This window comes from Pseudomonas sp. D1HM, assembly GCF_019266105.1.
GTDB lineage: Bacteria > Pseudomonadota > Gammaproteobacteria > Pseudomonadales > Pseudomonadaceae > Aquipseudomonas > Aquipseudomonas taetrolens.
Genome location: NZ_LRMN01000007.1, coordinates 80,790 through 97,170, shown reverse-complemented (window position 1 = coordinate 97,170; position 16,381 = coordinate 80,790). Strand labels below are relative to the sequence as shown.

At 57.7% G+C, this 16,381-nt stretch carries 20 protein-coding genes and 1 pseudogene; 14 read left to right on the top strand and 7 right to left on the bottom strand.

Annotation, left to right across the window (positions count from 1 at the left end):
* Positions 1 to 45: 45 nt before the first annotated feature.
* The gene (locus AWM69_RS10715; RefSeq protein WP_131654564.1) at positions 46 to 939 is read right to left on the bottom strand and encodes a LysR family transcriptional regulator; all 894 of its coding nucleotides are present in this window, start codon (positions 937 to 939) and stop codon (positions 46 to 48) included.
* A 128-nt stretch (positions 940 to 1,067) separates the two neighbouring features.
* On the opposite strand from AWM69_RS10715, the gene AWM69_RS10710 reads away from it, so the two are divergent.
* The 3 genes from AWM69_RS10710 (at position 1,068) to AWM69_RS10700 (ending at position 4,063) form a co-directional block, all read left to right on the top strand.
* Positions 1,068 to 2,288 carry an MFS transporter gene (locus tag AWM69_RS10710; protein WP_218726918.1) on the top strand — a complete coding sequence of 407 codons (1,221 nt, stop codon included), beginning with the start codon at positions 1,068 to 1,070 and terminating at the stop codon, positions 2,286 to 2,288.
* Positions 2,285 to 3,313, top strand: coding sequence for an alpha/beta hydrolase (locus tag AWM69_RS10705; protein WP_218726704.1), 1,029 nt, complete (start codon positions 2,285 to 2,287; stop codon positions 3,311 to 3,313). Before AWM69_RS10710 ends, AWM69_RS10705 begins: the two co-directional genes overlap by 4 nt.
* Positions 3,314 to 3,625: 312 nt before the next feature.
* A complete protein-coding gene (locus AWM69_RS10700) occupies positions 3,626 to 4,063 on the top strand; it encodes a GNAT family N-acetyltransferase (RefSeq protein WP_218726702.1) in 438 nt (145 codons plus the stop codon).
* Positions 4,064 to 4,178: 115 nt separating this feature from the next.
* Here the strand turns inward: AWM69_RS10700 and AWM69_RS10695 are convergent, their stop codons facing one another.
* The 4 genes from AWM69_RS10695 to AWM69_RS10680 form a co-directional block, all read right to left on the bottom strand.
* The gene (locus AWM69_RS10695) at positions 4,179 to 4,919 is read right to left on the bottom strand and encodes an NAD(P)-dependent oxidoreductase (protein ID WP_218726700.1); all 741 of its coding nucleotides are present in this window, start codon (positions 4,917 to 4,919) and stop codon (positions 4,179 to 4,181) included.
* Positions 4,920 to 5,056: 137 nt separating this feature from the next.
* Positions 5,057 to 6,067 (bottom strand): aldo/keto reductase, encoded by a 1,011-nt coding sequence (locus tag AWM69_RS10690; protein WP_218726699.1) that lies wholly within the window; start codon positions 6,065 to 6,067, stop codon positions 5,057 to 5,059.
* A gap of 95 nt (positions 6,068 to 6,162) precedes the next feature.
* Positions 6,163 to 7,059 (bottom strand): LysR substrate-binding domain-containing protein, encoded by an 897-nt coding sequence (locus tag AWM69_RS10685; protein ID WP_048381907.1) that lies wholly within the window; start codon positions 7,057 to 7,059, stop codon positions 6,163 to 6,165.
* 108 nt (positions 7,060 to 7,167) lie between these two features.
* On the bottom strand, positions 7,168 to 7,608 hold the full coding sequence (locus tag AWM69_RS10680) for a helix-turn-helix domain-containing protein (protein WP_218726697.1): 441 nt from the start codon (positions 7,606 to 7,608) through the stop codon (positions 7,168 to 7,170).
* Between the two features lie 79 nt (positions 7,609 to 7,687).
* Between AWM69_RS10680 and AWM69_RS10675 the strand changes: the two genes are divergently transcribed.
* Both AWM69_RS10675 and AWM69_RS22855 read left to right on the top strand, forming a co-directional pair.
* Positions 7,688 to 8,203 (top strand): DUF2938 domain-containing protein, encoded by a 516-nt coding sequence (locus tag AWM69_RS10675; protein WP_218726695.1) that lies wholly within the window; start codon positions 7,688 to 7,690, stop codon positions 8,201 to 8,203.
* A gap of 20 nt (positions 8,204 to 8,223) precedes the next feature.
* A pseudogene (locus AWM69_RS22855) lies at positions 8,224 to 8,334 on the top strand (GNAT family N-acetyltransferase); the annotation flags it as partial.
* Here AWM69_RS22855 and AWM69_RS10670 read toward each other — a convergent pair.
* The gene (locus tag AWM69_RS10670; RefSeq protein ID WP_218726693.1) at positions 8,331 to 9,317 is read right to left on the bottom strand and encodes a GlxA family transcriptional regulator; all 987 of its coding nucleotides are present in this window, start codon (positions 9,315 to 9,317) and stop codon (positions 8,331 to 8,333) included. The pseudogene AWM69_RS22855 and the gene AWM69_RS10670 sit on opposite strands and share 4 nt — an antisense overlap.
* A 121-nt stretch (positions 9,318 to 9,438) precedes the next feature.
* On the opposite strand from AWM69_RS10670, the gene AWM69_RS10665 reads away from it, so the two are divergent.
* The 4 genes from AWM69_RS10665 to AWM69_RS10650 all read left to right on the top strand — a co-directional run bounded on the left by AWM69_RS10665 (position 9,439) and on the right by AWM69_RS10650 (position 11,855).
* Complete coding sequence (locus AWM69_RS10665; RefSeq protein WP_218726692.1) at positions 9,439 to 10,323, top strand: MBL fold metallo-hydrolase; 885 nt, start codon at positions 9,439 to 9,441, stop codon at positions 10,321 to 10,323.
* 84 nt (positions 10,324 to 10,407) lie between these two features.
* Positions 10,408 to 10,953 carry a cysteine hydrolase family protein gene (locus AWM69_RS10660; protein ID WP_218726690.1) on the top strand — a complete coding sequence of 182 codons (546 nt, stop codon included), beginning with the start codon at positions 10,408 to 10,410 and terminating at the stop codon, positions 10,951 to 10,953.
* 111 nt (positions 10,954 to 11,064) lie between these two features.
* The gene (locus tag AWM69_RS10655; protein ID WP_218726688.1) at positions 11,065 to 11,226 is read left to right on the top strand and encodes a DUF2986 domain-containing protein; all 162 of its coding nucleotides are present in this window, start codon (positions 11,065 to 11,067) and stop codon (positions 11,224 to 11,226) included.
* 101 nt (positions 11,227 to 11,327) lie between these two features.
* Positions 11,328 to 11,855: an AAA family ATPase gene (locus AWM69_RS10650; protein ID WP_131654369.1), complete on the top strand. Its 528-nt coding sequence runs from the start codon at positions 11,328 to 11,330 to the stop codon at positions 11,853 to 11,855.
* 25 nt (positions 11,856 to 11,880) lie between these two features.
* On the opposite strand, the gene AWM69_RS10645 is transcribed toward AWM69_RS10650, so the two are convergent.
* Positions 11,881 to 12,594, bottom strand: a complete 714-nt coding sequence (locus AWM69_RS10645) for a cyclopropane-fatty-acyl-phospholipid synthase family protein (RefSeq protein ID WP_218726687.1) — start codon at positions 12,592 to 12,594, stop codon at positions 11,881 to 11,883.
* A gap of 242 nt (positions 12,595 to 12,836) precedes the next feature.
* Between AWM69_RS10645 and AWM69_RS10640 the strand changes: the two genes are divergently transcribed.
* The 5 genes from AWM69_RS10640 (at position 12,837) to arsH (ending at position 16,378) form a co-directional block, all read left to right on the top strand.
* Positions 12,837 to 13,322 (top strand): SRPBCC family protein, encoded by a 486-nt coding sequence (locus tag AWM69_RS10640; RefSeq protein WP_218726685.1) that lies wholly within the window; start codon positions 12,837 to 12,839, stop codon positions 13,320 to 13,322.
* A gap of 196 nt (positions 13,323 to 13,518) precedes the next feature.
* Positions 13,519 to 13,866 (top strand): metalloregulator ArsR/SmtB family transcription factor, encoded by a 348-nt coding sequence (locus AWM69_RS10635; protein ID WP_218726684.1) that lies wholly within the window; start codon positions 13,519 to 13,521, stop codon positions 13,864 to 13,866.
* 23 nt (positions 13,867 to 13,889) lie between these two features.
* Positions 13,890 to 15,173, top strand: a complete 1,284-nt coding sequence (locus AWM69_RS10630) for an arsenic transporter (protein ID WP_218726682.1) — start codon at positions 13,890 to 13,892, stop codon at positions 15,171 to 15,173.
* A 29-nt stretch (positions 15,174 to 15,202) separates the two neighbouring features.
* Positions 15,203 to 15,673: an arsenate reductase ArsC gene (locus tag AWM69_RS10625; protein ID WP_218726680.1), complete on the top strand. Its 471-nt coding sequence runs from the start codon at positions 15,203 to 15,205 to the stop codon at positions 15,671 to 15,673.
* Between the two features lie 12 nt (positions 15,674 to 15,685).
* Entirely contained in the window at positions 15,686 to 16,378 is a 693-nt protein-coding gene (gene arsH, locus AWM69_RS10620; protein WP_218726679.1) for an arsenical resistance protein ArsH, read from the top strand.
* Positions 16,379 to 16,381 lie beyond the last annotated feature (3 nt).

Here is a 16,381-nt window from a genome sequence, read left to right as displayed (position 1 = left end):
TCAGCCAGGAACGACTGGCTGAAACCGGCCCCTGCGCCCTGCCCTCTACACGTCTTTGCGCAATGCGTTGGCAACCAGGGTAAATGCAGGTGAAGGTTGGCGGCGGCTGGGGTAATACAAGTAATAGCCCGAGAACGGCAGGCACCAATCTTCCAGTACCCGCACCAGCCTGCCTTCCTGAAGGTGCGGTTCAAACTCCTCCTCCGGCAGGTACGCAATGCCCAGTCCCGCCACTGTCGCCTCCACGATAGGGGGCGAGGTGTTGAAAATGAGCTGACCGTCCACCCGGACGTTTACCTGCTTGCCTTGACGCTCAAAGTCCCAGACATAAAGCCCGCCTGATGACTGCATGCGCTGATTGATACAGTTGTGGTTTATCAAGTCGCGCGGCTTTTGGGGGATGCCACGAGCAGCAAAGTACGCTGGCGAAGCAACAGCAGCCATCCGCAATAGCGGGCCTATCGGCACAGCGATCATGTCTTTGTCGAGGGTGTCCCCCATGCGCACGCCAGCATCAAAACGATCCGCCACGATGTCCCTGAATCCGTAATTGACGTCGAACTCAACGTTGATGTCCGGGTACTCATGCAGCAATGCGGTGAGTTTGGGCAGCAACGTGGTGCGCAGCACATGATCGCCGCAGGTGATGCGTACGGTGCCTGCCGGCTTGTCGCGCAATTCGGTGAGCACATCCAGCTCCGCTTCAATTTCATCAAAGCGATTACCGATCGCTTGCAGCAACCGCTCGCCGGCAACGGTCGTCGACACACTGCGGGTGGTCCGCGTCAGCAACCTGATTTGCAGGCGTGCTTCCAGACCGCTGATGGCCTGACTCAGTGCAGACTGGGTAACGCCCAGCACCCCGGCGGCGCGGGTGAAGCTGCCTTCGCGCGCCACAGTCACGAAAGACAGCAGGTCGTTGAGGTTTCGTCTGGCCATGGTAAGAGGCACCTTTTCGACTGATTTATTAGCAACACTTATAGCCTCATTAAGGATTCATTAGCTAGTCGCAGAAGTCGTCGTTCGTCACCATTACCGGTATGAACACCCATGACGACGAGGTCCCGATGGTCACTGTTTCACCCCGCAACGAGACTCCCGCCTGCTGGAGCGGTGTCTTTGCCATGACGCTGTGTGTGTTTGCCCTGATTGCTTCGGAGTTCATGCCTGTCAGTCTGCTGACGCCGATGGCGGCTGATCTTCACGTGACCGAGGGGATGGCCGGGCAAGGCATTGCGATTTCCGGGGCCTTTGCCGTGCTGACCAGCCTGTCGATTTCGTGGGTTGCCAGAACCCTCGACCGCAAGACGCTGTTGCTGGCATTGGCCGGGTTGATGGCTGTCTCGGGCGTGATCGTCGGGCTGGCTCCTGACTACCCGACTTACATGGTTGGCCGGGCGCTTATCGGGGTGGTCATTGGCGGTTTCTGGTCGATGTCCGCAGCAACGGCCATGCGCCTGGTACCCGCCCCGCAGGTGCCGAAGGCGTTGGCCATCTTCAATGGCGGTAACGCGCTGGCGACCGTCATTGCTGCACCGCTGGGCAGTTATCTGGGCTCGATCATAGGTTGGCGTGGCGCTTTTTTGTGCGTGGTGCCCATCGCAGCCATTGCCTTTATCTGGATGTGCATCAGCCTGCCGGCCATGAAGCTGGAGCCGGGTAAACACGGTTCCGGGAACGTGTTCAACCTGTTCAAGAGCCGAACAGTGACGCTGGGCATGCTCGCTTGCGGGGCCTTCTTCATGGGGCAGTTTGCACTGTTCACCTATTTGCGGCCCTTCCTTGAAACGGTGACGCGGGTGGATGTCTCCACGTTGTCGCTGATCTTGCTGGTCATTGGTGTTGCAGGCTTTATCGGCACCTTGATCATCGGCCGGTTTCTAAAGCGCAGCCTGTTCCGGACATTGATCATCATCCCGGTCTTGATGGCCGTGATCGCTCTGGCACTGATCCCTTTGGGCAGTTCGATTCTTGTGGTTGCCGTGCTGCTGGGTGTGTGGGGGCTGTTGGCAACTGCGGCCCCCGTGGGCTGGTGGAGCTGGATCGCACAAGCCTTGCCAGACAATGCCGAAGCCGGCGGCGGTTTGATGGTGGCCGTGATTCAACTGGCCATTGCACTGGGCTCCACCGTGGGTGGACTGCTGTTCGACAGTCGCGGTTACCCGAGCACTTTTATCGCGAGCGCCGCCCTGCTGCTGATTGGCGCATGGATGAGCGTGCTGACCTCACGTTCGGCAAATGATGCACCCCCAAAACTGATGACTCCTCCTCAACAGGCACGCCCATGAAAAAGCTCATTGTTCTACTCACGCTTGTGTTCAGCTCACTCTCAGCAATAGGCGCAGACATGTCCAACGGCGCGGATAACTTTTACACCAGCGACCGCGTGACCGTGCACAAGGTCAGCTTTAAAAACCAGTACCAGATGAAGGTGGCAGGCAACCTGTTCATCCCCAAAAACCTCGACGGCAAAACCGGGAGCCCGGCGATTGTGGTTGGCCATCCGATGGGCGCGGTCAAGGAGCAAAGCGCTAACTTGTATGCCACGAAACTGGCCGAAAAAGGCTTCGTGACCCTGTCCCTGGACCTATCCTTCTGGGGCGAAAGCGAGGGGCTGCCACGCAATGCCGTCTCGCCGGACCTCTATGCCGAGGACTTCAGCGCGGCGGTGGATTTTCTCGGGACCCGGCCTTATATCGACAAGGAGCGGATTGGCGTACTCGGCATCTGTGGCAGCGGCAGCTTCGTAATCAGCGCGGCCAAGATCGACCCGCGCATGAAAGCCATTGCAACGGTCAGCATGTATGACATGGGCGCAGCCAATCGCAATGGTTTGAAGCACTCGCAGACACTTGAACAGCGCCAGGCGATCATCGCGCAAGCCGCTCAGCAGCGTTATGTCGAATTCACCGGCGGTGAACCCCTTTACACCAGCGGTACGGTGCACCAACTGGACGAGAACACTCACCCGATCCAGCGTGAGTTCTATGATTTCTATCGCACCCCACGCGGCGAATACACGCCCGCCAGCTCGACCCAAGCGCTGACCACACACCCGACGCTGACCAGCAACATCAAGTTCATGAACTTCTACCCGTTCAATGACATCGAGACGATCTCACCTCGTCCGATGCTGTTCATTGCCGGCGCCGACGCGCACTCCAGAGAGTTCAGCGAAGAAGCTTACAAACTGGCTGGCCAACCCAAAGAACTCGTCATCATTCCAGATGCGGGCCATGTTGATCTTTATGATCGCGTCGACCTCATCCCTTTCAACAAGCTGGCGAGCTTCTTTCAGGACCATCTGCAATGATCACAGCGCAGACACGCCCTGAGGAACAGCCCTGTACCTGAAAGGTTTGAGCCAGACGCCGGGCGTTGAACCACGTGTTGAACGTCCGGTTTTGGCCGGGAGCAACCTGTCAGGCAGGGCTGCTTCCGGTCAGGAGCAGACCATGGACACACAGCAAATACGTCAGTAATGTGCAAAAGAATAGGCCGCTTTCCCCTTCTTGATATCTCATTTACGGACTTATTTTTTGAGTGCCCAGCGATGACGCATAAAAATGGCATGGCAGGCCAAAAGCCGTGCGGCATCTAAAAGTTAAAGGACAGGAGCAACACAGTGGAAATCAAGATTGATATATTGAATTCCCCAACAGAAAAGGATAACGGCATTCTGAATAATAAGTTTTCAGAATACCTTCGCATTCAATACCCCACTCTACCGCCAGAATCGGAAGATAAAATATTTATGGTGGTTGCGCACGATGAAGCAGGTGACTACATCGGCGCAATACGCTGTCATTGTTACTGGGATGGCCTGGAAATCGATACCTTTTGGGTTAAGGAATCTCAGCGCGGTAGAAAAATAGGTTCTGTGTTATTGGAGAAAGCAGAAACGATTGGCGCCAACAATGGGGCCGTCGTTGCATTCTTAAAAACCGTTGATGCTAAACCGTTTTATGAGCGGCACGGGTATGAGACTTATGGTGTTCTTGAGGATCGACCCATCGGGACTAGCCTGTATCATTTAAAGAAACGGCTCGTGAAACCGACATAACAACGGGTTCAAAGCGTTCGCCTCGCTCACTGGGACGGGATATAGCCCGCCCCTTGACCAAAGGCGGGTCAGTGTCCGTATTGTGTCGGAAGCGCACAGTTCATAATCAAACCGTTCATTCAGGTTGAGCGTGACCTTCCAGAATCTCAAACCCATCATCAAGGGGGGTGTACCCCACAACTGTTCTGGTCTTGTCGATAGACAGTCGCTTATACCGGTTATCCGAGACCCCATGGATAACATGGAATCCGCTCAGCTCAGCCTCGACGCACTTATTAAGGAGTGCGACAACATCCCGGATACTGATAAAAGCAGCTACATCCCTGTGACTGTGGTTTTCCCCGGGGTGAAATATAGCGACGTTTGCAATACGGACTGCGATTGTTGTCATCTGACCATCGTTTGCATACATCGAAGCCAGCGCTTCCCCAAACGCTTTGCTGACCCCGTATAAATTGCCTGGCTTGGGTGCCATCCATTCCTGTACCTGAACATCTTCTGGATAACCTTCGATAGCCTGAGCACTGCTCGCAAATATAAAGCGCTTGCAGCCTTGAGCCTTGGCGGCGAATAACATGTTGTAGGTGCCCACAATATTCACCGGGAGCAAAGAGGACATGAAATCGGCGTCCGGGTGCGGGTCAGCAGCCAGATGAATCACTGTATGTATGCCTTCGCAAGCTTCAAGGCAACTGGCTTGAACGCTGATGTCGAGAGCGAAAGGTTGTGCCGACTGGGCAAGTGTTGATACATCCAGATCGGCTAAACGCAAATCTGATTTATCGTCATACGCTTGCCAAAAAGCGCTGCCGATTCGGCCAGCAGCGCCTGTGATCAAAATTTTTCGCGCGTTCATTTCCGCATGTCCTTATGGTAAACGTCACTCACTGTAGCTTCCCTGCATCGTGGTCGGTTGGCAATGCCCAATCAGAGAGACAAACGTCAACGCGTCCGCGTCGGGCCGGGAGCAGCCCCACGCGAAGGGTGAGCCACTTACCTCATTATCGGTGATGAACTCTCCATGACCTGTTCGATTTTGCTGCGCAGTGACGAGTCCAGGTGCGGCATGACGTCGAGTGCGCCAAGGTTCTCTTGCAACTGTTTCAGGCTTGAGGCACCGATCAATACCGATGTGACCGAACGGTTTTGCAGCGTCCAGGCCAGCGCGAGCTGTGCGCGTGTCGCCCCCAGCTCGTCAGCAATATCCTTCAACTGCCTGGCCGCAGCGATACGTGCTTCACGTTTGTTCTCGAAAATAAACGCTTCAAGCCACGCGAAACCTTCGGTTGTCAGTCGGCTGCCGGGGGCCGTTCCTTCATCGTAACGGCCGGCCAGGATGCCTGATGCCAGCGGAGACCAGGTGGTCAGCCCAAATCCGTGTTCCTGGACAAGGGGTTGATACTCATCTTCAACGCGTTGGCGATGAAAAAGATTGTATTGCGGCTGTTCCAGTTGCGGCGGTATCAGGTGGTGGTGCTTGCAAAAATCGATCAGCGCCAGAACATCCGCGACAGGCCATTCAGATGTTCCCCAATACAACACTTTGCCTTGTTGGATCAGGGTATTCATCGTCCAGGCAATTTCCGCTATCGACATGCCGGGCTCGGGACGATGGCACAGGAAAAAGTCGAGATACTCGATCCCGAAGCGCCGCAGCGACTGATGGCAGGCCTCAGTGATGTGTTTTCGACTCAGCCCTTGCTGAGTCGGGCGTGCCGGGTTCCTGGCGTCGTGATTGTCGCCTGTGCCGAACAAGACTTTGCTGGAAATGCAGTAACCGTCACGAGGCCAGCCAAGCGTGCGGATGCCTTCGCCGAGCATGCGCTCCGCTTGGCCGCCGAGATAAACCTCGGCGCTGTCGAAAAAGTTGATGCCATGGTCGTAGGCGCAAGCGAGGCACTCGTTAGCACCGCGTTGATCAAGGCGCGTACCGAATGTGATCCAGCTGCCGAATGACAACACGGAAAGCTGCAAAGAAGAGCTGCCCAATGAGCGATATTGCATGACCGACCTCCAGTAAGAAAAGACAGCGACATGCTGCGTTTCGCAAGGTTCGGCGTGAAATACCGTTTATGTCGGCTGGTAATACGCTAGAGGTCTCAGAGGTACCGTTTGATGGTGTCGATAAACGCATCGCGCAAGGGCGAGCGAACCGTGCAATTGCTGGCAATGTTGAGTGCCACGCAGCCGAGTTCCGGCGGCGCCTCATGCAACAGTGGGCGAAAACTCACGCCTTGCATGGCAACGCTTTCGAACGACGCCGGAACCAGCGCTACGCCATACCCCGCCGCGACCAGGCCCAGAAGCGTCTGTATTTGCCGAGCGTGTTGAGCAATCCGTGGCGTGACTCCGGCCGTTTTGCAGAGCGTGAGTATCTGATCGTGAAATCCCTGGCCTAATGCGCGGGACGACATGACAAATGATTCGCCGGCAAGCGCCTCAAGCTTGACCGCACTGGCTGCCGCCAACCGGTGATTGCACGGTAAGGCCAGGTGTATGGGGTCAAGCAATACGCGCTCGATGGTCAATGAGGGCGCTGTTGTCCCCGGCGTACGCATAAACCCGACATCGGCTTCGCCGCTTTCCAAAAGCGCGACCTGTTCACTTGTTGTCGCCTCGACAAATCGGATCTCGACAGCAGGCATCTGCTCCCTGAACACCCCCAGGGCTCGCCAGAATTCTGGATGATGGTTGAGATTAATCATGGCCACCACGAGGTGGCCCGCAATGCCTTGAGCCACTCTGCGCGTGTAAGCCACGCTTTCGTCCAGGGTATTCAGGAGCTCGTGTGCCTTGTCCAGCAGGGCCAACCCTGCGCTCGTGAGTTCCACGCTGCGCTTGTCGCGAATGAAAAGCGGATAGCCGATGTGTTCTTCCAGCCGTTTGATTGCCTGACTGAGCGGAGGTTGTGCCATGTGCAGTCGCTCTGCGGCGCGGCTGAAATGCAGCTCCTCGGCAACAACCACAAACTGTCGTAACAGGCGAGTCTCAATCATTACGTCTGCTCTCGGTGTCTTGTCCATATGCCGGGTCGTGGCGCAATGGCTGAGTCAGGGTAGCAAAGGTTTCGCGAGGTTTGCCGGCGCAAACCGGCCCCTCCCCCTTCATGTCCCACGTCTGTGCAGGGCTATTTTTCCGGTTTTCCTCTTGAGAGATCCGGTGCCGATGGCGCTCAGCATTTTCTGAAACTTTGAACACTCTATGTGGCGCGTAGCAGGGCAGGATGCGACTCGACGAAGCGCGTCGCTGAGGGTACTGAGTCGCGCGATGGTACGGTCCAGCTCGTCTGCCTTTTGGTTAAGCCGCTGGCGATCGATGTCAGGTTGACCTTCCGGGCCGAGCATGGCGACGAGTTCGTCCAGTGAAAATTCCGCCGATTGCCCGAGCACGATCAAGGAAAGTCGCTGGAGTACATCGGCATGAAACACACGACTCAGGCCACGACGACCTATCGAACTGATCAGACCTTTCTCTTCGTAGTAACGCAGCGTTGAAGCCGGTAGACCGGAACGTCGTGCCACCTCGCCAATATCCAGCTCTTTCATGCTTGACCTCAAGTCGACTTGAACCTGCAGACTGCTCGAATCAAACCGCCAAAACAGGTTCAAGGCAAGGAGCAATACCATGGAAGCACTTGAGACAGCACTGCGCATTCTGTTTGTTGGAATGGGAGCCACGCTGATCATGGATGTATCGGCTTTTATTCAAGCACGCGTGTTTGGCCTGTCGTCCCCTGACTATGCTCTGGTCGGGCGTTGGCTGGGCCACATGCGGCAAGGGCGGTTTCGGCATGCCGCGATTACAAAGGCGGCGCCTGTCAGGAACGAACGTCTGATGGGGTGGGTGTTCCATTACGCTACGGGCATCGTCTTCGCGATGGTGCTGATCGGTGCACAAGGCCTTGGATGGGTGTGCAAGCCGACGCTGCTGCCGGCATTGCTCACCGGGTTGGTCAGTGTGATTGCGCCCTTCTGCATCATGCAGCCCGCGTTCGGGCTCGGCGTTGCCGCGTCGAAGACCGCGGCGCCTAACGCGGCCAGGCGCAGAAGCATGATTGCGCACCTGACGTTCGGACTGGGGCTGTTTGTGGCGGGATGGCTGTTGATGCTGCTCGTCCCGGCATCGTCATGCCTGAGTTGAGGGCTTTGGCGGGGACGCTCAGGGCCGCACACTTCTACCTGAAGCAAGGTTTTGTTTTTCTGGATGAATGGGAGCCGTTAGAGAGTCATCCCCATATCACGCTGCAGACAATGCGCTGGACCGGCGATTAAGGGGCTTTGGCCCGGGTCCCGGAATTCATGTCACGAAAAAACATCCGGCGGTAGTCAGAAGGTGATGTGCCGAGATGAACGCCAAACTGTTGCCTTAACGATAATGGCGTGCCGAAGCCTGATTCGTCCGCGATGCACTCAATGGGCAAGTCTGTGGTTTCCAGCAGCTGTTGCGCTCTGGCAACCCGTTCAGCGTTCAACCATCTGGAGACGGTACTGCCCGTGGCTTCCTTGAAACGGCGAGTAAATGTTCGCCGGCTCATCTTTGCCCTTTCGGCAAGGACATCAAGCGACAGCTGGCTTGCCAGGTTGACTCTTGCCCACGCCAACACATCGGACAAATGGGTCTCGGTCGCAAGCTGGGGGACCAGGTGTTCTACGTACTGTGCCTGGCCACCCAGCCTGTGGGGCGGGGTCACCAGCATTTTTGCGGTGCGGTTCGCCGCATCGGCGCCGTTGCGCTGACGGACCAGATGCAAGCAGCAGTCAATCGCGGCCATGGTTCCCGCCGAGGTCACGATGTTGCCGGCACTGACGTAGAGCACCTCGGGACGAAATCGGGCCTGCGGGAAACGTCGCGCGAATGTGTCGCGGGCCATCCAGTGCGTTGTGGCTTCTTTGTCATCAAGCAGGCCGGCATCCCCCAGTACGAAGGCACCCAGGCACAAACCCACGATCAGCTTGCCTTCGCTATTGGCGAGTTGCAGCGCTTGCACAAGCGGCGCTGACGCGACGTCCGCGGGATCGCTCCAGGCCGGAACGATGATCACGTCAGATGCCTGCATCAGCTCCAGCCCGTGTGAAACAGCGATGCCGATCCCCTGGTCGCTTTCAACCATACCCGGTACCTCGGCACAGTAACTGACCTGGTACGCAGGCTCACCGGTTGTAGCCTTCACGGCACCCAACACAATCCCGGGGACAGAAAGATGAAACATGCTCACGCCGTTGAAGGCCAGAACAGCAACACGTATGGAGGACATTGGCCTGCCTCTGCGTATGACTAATGGCCCGATTATATCGAAATATGTCATTCGGGCCACTGTTGGCCATTCAGGTGCCGGGCAAGAATAGGGCTAACGAAGAATCAACAAGGGTTATCCAATGAAATTCCACACACTCCCGCTGGCCTTAAGCATGGCTTGCAGCGCAGCCAGCCCCCTCGCATTCGCAAGCACCCCTCCGGCACCGGATGCATCGCACACGGTGGACATGCAGCAAATACGCAATGCGACAGTGAAGATCACCTACGGGGGTACCACGTTCTTGATCGATCCGATGCTGGCGAAAAAGGACGCTTACCCGGGGTTTGCGAACACTTACCGCAGTGAGTTGCGCAACCCGCTGGTTGATCTGCCCGAATCCCCGTCTAAAGTCATTTCCGGTGTCGACGCCGTCATCGTCACGCATACGCATCTGGATCACTGGGATGATGCTGCGCAAAAAGCACTGCCTAAAGACATCCCGTTGTTTGCCCAGCACGAGGAAGATGCACAGCTGATTCGCTCCCAGGGCTTCAAGAACGTGCGCGTTCTCACTGATGAAGCCGAATTCGGCGGGGTCAAAATCACCAAGACCGGCGGCCAGCACGGCACGGACGAAATGTATGCCGTGCCAGCCCTCGCCAAGCCTCTCGGCGAAGCCATGGGCGTGGTCTTTGAAGCGCCAGGCTACAAGACGCTTTATCTTGCCGGTGACACTGTCTGGCGCAAAGAGGTTGACCAGGCGATCGAGCACTTCCAGCCCGAAGTGATCGTTCTCAACGCAGGTAAAGCCAAGATGACCGGGTATGACGGGGCCATCATCATGGGCGAGGAAGATGTCCTGCATGCCTCGCAGGTCGCCAAAAGCGCGAAGATTGTCGCCGTACACATGGACTCGATCAATCACATGTCCTTAACCCGCGAAGCGTTGCGGGCCTATGTCAAAAAACAGGGTATCGAGGCTCGCGTCGAGATACCGGAAGACGGTGCAACGCTGGCGTTTTAATCAGGTGACAGTGCGGCTGCAGCGCTGCTCAGGCCATGACCTGCAACCGCCCCCTCACCTTAACCAAGAGTCAGGAGAGTGTTTATGAAACGCGGTCTTATTGTTGTTGATCTGCAAAACGAGTACCTGCCCACTGGCAAACTGCCGTTAACCGGTATTGAGGCCGCTGTCGCGAAGGCGGGCCGGGTCATAACGGATGCCCGGCGTACAGGCATTCCCGTTTTTCATGTCCGGCACGAATCGGACAACGACAGTGCGGGTATTTTCGTCAAGGGATCCATCGGTGCGCAGATTCAGGCAGCCGTAGCACCCGATGGCGAAGAACCCGTCATCGTTAAACACCACATCAATGCCTTCCGGGAAACCGACCTCAAGCATCAGCTGGAGGCATTCGGGATCGAGGAGATCGTCGTCGTAGGTGCAATGAGCCACATGTGCATCGACGCGGTGGTGCGCGCTGCGGCGGACATGGGCTACCCAGTGACGGTGCTGCATGATGCCTGCGCGACCCTTGACCTGACCTTTAACGGTGTGACGGTGCCTGCAGCACAGGTCCATGCCTCGATGATGGCCGCGTTCGAGTTTGGTTACGCTCGCGTCAGATCGGTGGAGCAATACCTTTCGGTTTAGATGCCCTGCACAGGACCGCCCGGGCGCCAGATCACGATTTTGGCTACCGGGATCCGCTGCGGTATTTCAAGCTGATATCATTCAGGCATTTACCGTACCGAGCAGAAAAACATGAATCGCCGCAAGAAAATCACGCAGCTATTGAAGGCTCACGCCAAAAAAGCGAGTGCCAAACTGGCCCCTGCGAGCAAGTCTAAATACATCAGCAAAGCGGACCGTTTGAAGCTGGCGGAAGAAGCAGTTCCTGACGCCATCGTGCCGGCCGAGAGCTGATTCAGAACAGCCTGGCAACTTCGCGCCAGCGTCCTCCACAAGCCTTTGACTTACGCTGAAAAACCTGCAAAATCGGCGGCTTTTTTCGACAGGAAGTCTCCATGCAACGGATTGTAATTCTGGGTAATGGCGGTAGCGGAAAGTCTACCCTTGCACGTGCCCTCGGTCAGCGTCTGGCCCTGCCCGTGGTGCACCTGGACACACTGTTCTGGGAGCCCGGTTGGGCCGAGCCTGACGCTGAACAGTTCCGCACGCGGGTCAGCGAAGCAATCGCAACCGACACATGGGTGTGTGAAGGCAACTATGCACGGCGCACCTTCGACCTGCGCCTGCCCCGTGCCGACCTGATCATCTGGCTCGATACCCAACGGCTGACCTGTGTGACCCGGGTGGTGATGCGCAGTATCACTAACCGCTCTCGCCCTGACCTTGCAGCAGGTTGTGCAGAAAAGTGGGACCGGGTCTTCCTTAAATATGTATGGCGTTTCGATCGTGACTACCGCCCCGGCATCGAGGCGATACGCTTGGCCATAGGCCCGCAGGTTCCTGTCGTTCACTTGCGAGGCAACCGGGACGTCGCCGCATTTCTCGATAGCTTGCCTGTAACGTCTGAGGCCTGCCCTGGGTAGGCCCCGGCAGCCGGCCCATTGTCTGTCAGACCTTGCAGGTCAGCCAGGCGCCCCAGAACAAACTGCTGAAAAACCGGGTCGCGTCGCCGAATCCGGCTTCATGCAGCAGCTGTTGAACGGCGGCCTCGGAATGTGGAGGGTCGGCGCCCTGGAGAATCTTCCCGAGCCTGGCCTTCACTTCATCGGCGCTGGCACCCTGCTGCCGCCAGCGTTGACCCCAGGCATCGAGCAACAGCGGCTGGCTGGCATAGGCGTATTGGTTGCCCGCCAGCACCAGCGGCGCACCGGGTTTCAGAAGCATCTGTATGGATCGCAGAAGCGCCCCCTTGGCCTCATCGCCCGGCACATGGTAGAGCACACCGATCAAGGTGGCCGCGTCGTATCGCCGGTCTGCGGGCAGGTCATGAACATGGCCAAGCTGCATGTCCACGCGTGCAAGCAGTCCGCTTGCCTTCAACTGCTGCGCTGCGGCTTCCAGCATCGGCTCGGAAGGGTCGACGGCCGTGAAACGCCAACCCGGTTCCAGCGCTGCCATCGCGATAATTTCTTGGGCCGTGCCTCCAGCGCCGACCACCAGAACATTGGCCGTGGGCACAGTGCCAAGGCTTGCCGCCAGCATGCAGGCCGCCAGCTCATGGCAGGCGTCATATCCTGCCAGGGCAATACGACTCTGCCTGGCGTACTCATTGGCCCGTGAGGCATCAAATTTTGATGAGGCGTGGGTAGAGGATGATTTCAAGACGATTCTCCCTGTCGTCAGATAACACTACGCCAGCCCTTCAAATAATAAAAATTCATTAAATTTATATAATGCATTCCGCAAAGGAATAAAAGCACCGTTCTGTGAACCCTGCCTGATGCTGCGGTTGACTATAATTGCTTGTTCAGTGAAGCGTTCCACTACCAGCAGGCCGGGTAATGGCAGTGCGTGGGATCCGTCTGCCTGCCCTATTTTGTCGATCACTCAAGAGGAGCGGAGCAATGTCTACAGAACAAACCGCAAGCGCTGAGTCTCAAGATCTGGTTATTTCCCGCGTGTTAAATGCGTCGCGTGCCGCGTTATGGCAAGCATGGTCCGAGCCGGAGCGGCTTAAGGAGTGGTGGTGTCCCAAGCCCTGGACAACTGAGGTTCTCGCCTTTGACTTGAAGCCGGGTGGCGCGTTTCACACCCTCATGAAAGGCCCGGATGGCCAGAGCAGTGATAACCCCGGCAGTTTCCTGCACGTCATCCCGCAATCGTGCCTGGTCGTCACCTCGATGCTGACCGCTGGATGGCGCCCTGCCACACCCTGGCTGGGCTTCACCGCAATCATCACGATGACCGACGAAGGCACGGGATGCCGGTACAACGTCAAAGTCATGCACCCCGATGATGCGACGCGGGAACAGCACGAGAAGATGGGGTTCTTTGAGGGCTGGAATTGCGTTATCGATCAGCTTGAAGCGTATGCATCGACGCTGCGTTGACCGTGGCTCAACCGTGAACCCGCTACAACCCGACGAGATAAACAGGTGACCACCAGCGGTGGCACCTGCTCTCTGACCGACTGCAATCCCGTGCCTGCCACAGCGTTGCGGCTCTGTCTTTGATCGAGACAGGCTTGGACAATACATATGGATATCCGTATATTCGGACAACCATATGTACTGAGCCACCCTCCCCATGCCAAGTCCAGCCGCCCTCTTCAAATGCCTGTCTGATGAAACCCGCGCGCGGGCCACCTTGCTCATTGCCCGTGAGGGCGAGCTGTGCGTGTGTGAGCTGGTCTGCGCCCTGAATGACAGCCAGCCGAAAATATCCCGCCATCTCGCTCAACTCCGCGGGTGCGGGTTGCTGCTCGACCGTCGTCAGGGTCAGTGGGTGTACTACCGGCTCAATCCCGAATTGCCGGAATGGGTACGGGCCGTACTGCAGACCACCCTCACGGCCAACGCCGAGTGGCTGGAAGCCAACACGGTCCGGCTCAACGCAATGGGCGACCGCCCTCTCAACACCACCGCCTGCTGCTGATCCAGCGCCCGTCGAGACTTCTCATGCTCATTGCATTCGCGATTTTTTTGTTCACCCTGGTATTGGTCATCTGGCAGCCCAAAGGTCTCGGTGTCGGCTGGAGTGCCTCGCTGGGCGCGGTGCTGGCACTGATTGCCGGCGTCGTGAGCCTGAATGACATTCCGCTGGTGTGGGGCATTGTCTGGAACGCCACCGCCACGTTTATCGCCGTCATTATCATCAGCCTGTTGCTCGACGAAGCCGGGTTCTTCCAGTGGGCAGCCCTGCATGTGGCACGCTGGGCCAAGGGTGACGGTCGACGCCTGTTCATTTTCACCGTACTGCTGGGTGCGGGTGTCAGCGCGCTGTTCGCCAATGACGGTGCAGCCCTGATCCTGACCCCCATCGTGATTTCGATACTGCTCGCGTTGCGTTTTTCTCCCGCCTCTACCTTGGCATTTGTCATGGCTGCCGGGTTTATTGCCGATACCGCCAGCTTGCCGCTGGTGGTATCGAACCTCGTCAACATCGTGTCAGCCGACTACTTTGGTCTGGGGTTCAGCGAGTACGCATCGATCATGGTGCCGGTCAACGTCGTTGCAGTGAGTGCCACACTGCTCGTGCTGTACGGGTTTTTCCGCCGTGATATCCCCCGGCATTATTCGCTGGACGACCTGCCGGATCCGCGACTTGCCATACGCGATCCCCTGACCTTTTTCGTCGGCTGGCTTGTCTTGATCCTGTTGCTGGTCGGGCTGTTCGCACTGGAGCCATTGGGCGTTCCGATCAGCGCCATTGCGGCGGTCTGTGCAGCCCTGTTGCTCGCTGTGGCAGCGCGCGGCCATGTCATTTCAACTCGCCGTGTACTGCGCGAGGCGCCCTGGCAAGTCGTGACCTTCTCGCTGGGCATGTACCTGGTGGTCTACGGGCTTAAGAATGCCGGCCTCACCACCTATCTGACGCTGGCCCTGAACCATCTGGCCGCGTTCGGTATCTGGGGCGCTACGCTGGGGACCGGCGTGATCATGGCCTTGCTTTCATCGGCCATGAACAACATGCCCGCGGTATTGCTGGGGGCGCTGTCAATTCAAGCCAGTGATGCCAGCGGCGTGGTGCGTGAAGCCATGATCTACGCCAACGTCATCGGCTCTGACCTCGGCCCCAAAATCACCCCGATCGGTAGCCTGGCAACGCTGCTGTGGCTGCATGTTCTGGCGCGCAAGGGCATCCGTATTACCTGGGGTTACTACTTCAAGGTCGGCGTGATCCTGACCCTGCCGATTCTGCTCATCACCTTGTCAGCCCTGGCCTTGCGCCTGAGCCTTTAATGCCTGTACCTCCGCGAAGAGTAAACACCATGCGCGTTCTGTTTATGTGTACCGCCAATAGCTGCCGCAGCATTTTGTCTGAAGCGATGTTCAATCACCTCGCGCCAGAAGGCTTCCAGGCCGTCAGTTCCGGCAGTTTTCCCAAAGGCCAGGTGCTGCCACGCAGCCTGACCACGCTGCAAGAGGCCGGCATCGGCATCGAAGGGTTGAGCAGCAAAGGCAACGATGCTTTTCAGGACTGCCCGCCGGATATTGTCATTACCGTCTGCGGCAAGGCCGCCGGCGAAGCGTGCCCGGTGTACTTCGGCCCGGCACTCAAAGCCCACTGGGGGCTGGAAGATCCGTCTGAGGTGCAGGGCGACGAAGCCGCAGTCTCGGCGGCCTTTCACTCAACCCTGTCGCGTATCGAAACACGCTGCCGAGCATTCTTCGCCCTGCCCTTTGCCCAACTGGATCGCGCCGCCTTACAGCGGGAACTCGACCGCATCAGCACCCTGTAACCGGAGCCTGCCATGCTGCCCAATCTCGACACCTCATTGTTTCAACCCGAAGCCCGTGACGGCGACGGCGACGGCCCGCACAAGCCGCGAATCCTGCTGCTGTACGGCTCGACCCGCGAGCGCTCATTCAGCCGCCTGCTGACCGAAGAGGCCGCCCGCTTGCTCGACCACCTGGGTGCCGAAACACGGATCTTCAACCCCTCGGGCCTGCCGCTGCCGGATGACGCCCCCACCGACCACCCGAAAGTTCAGGAGCTGCTCGAACTGATGCAGTGGTCTGAGGGACAGGTCTGGTGCTCACCGGAGCGCCATGGCTCCATGTCTGCCGTGTTCAAGGCGCAAATAGACTGGGTGCCGCTGGCGTTAGGCGCGGTACGCCCGACCCAGGGCAAAACACTCGCGCTGATGCAGGTCAGCGGCGGCTCCCAGTCCTTTAACGTGGTGAACCAACTGCGGGTGCTGGGCCGCTGGATGCGGATGTTCACGATCCCCAATCAGTCTTCCGTGCCGAAGGCCTATCTGGAGTTTGACGAAGAGAACCGCATGAAACCCTCCGCGCTGTACGACCGGGTGGTGGATGTCATGGAAGAACTGCTGAAGTTCACCCTGTTGCTGCGGGATCACCCGGAGCTGGTTGACCGGTATTCAGAGCGCAAGGAATCAGCCGAAGAACTGACCCGACGGGTCAATCAGCGCTCCATTTGAATG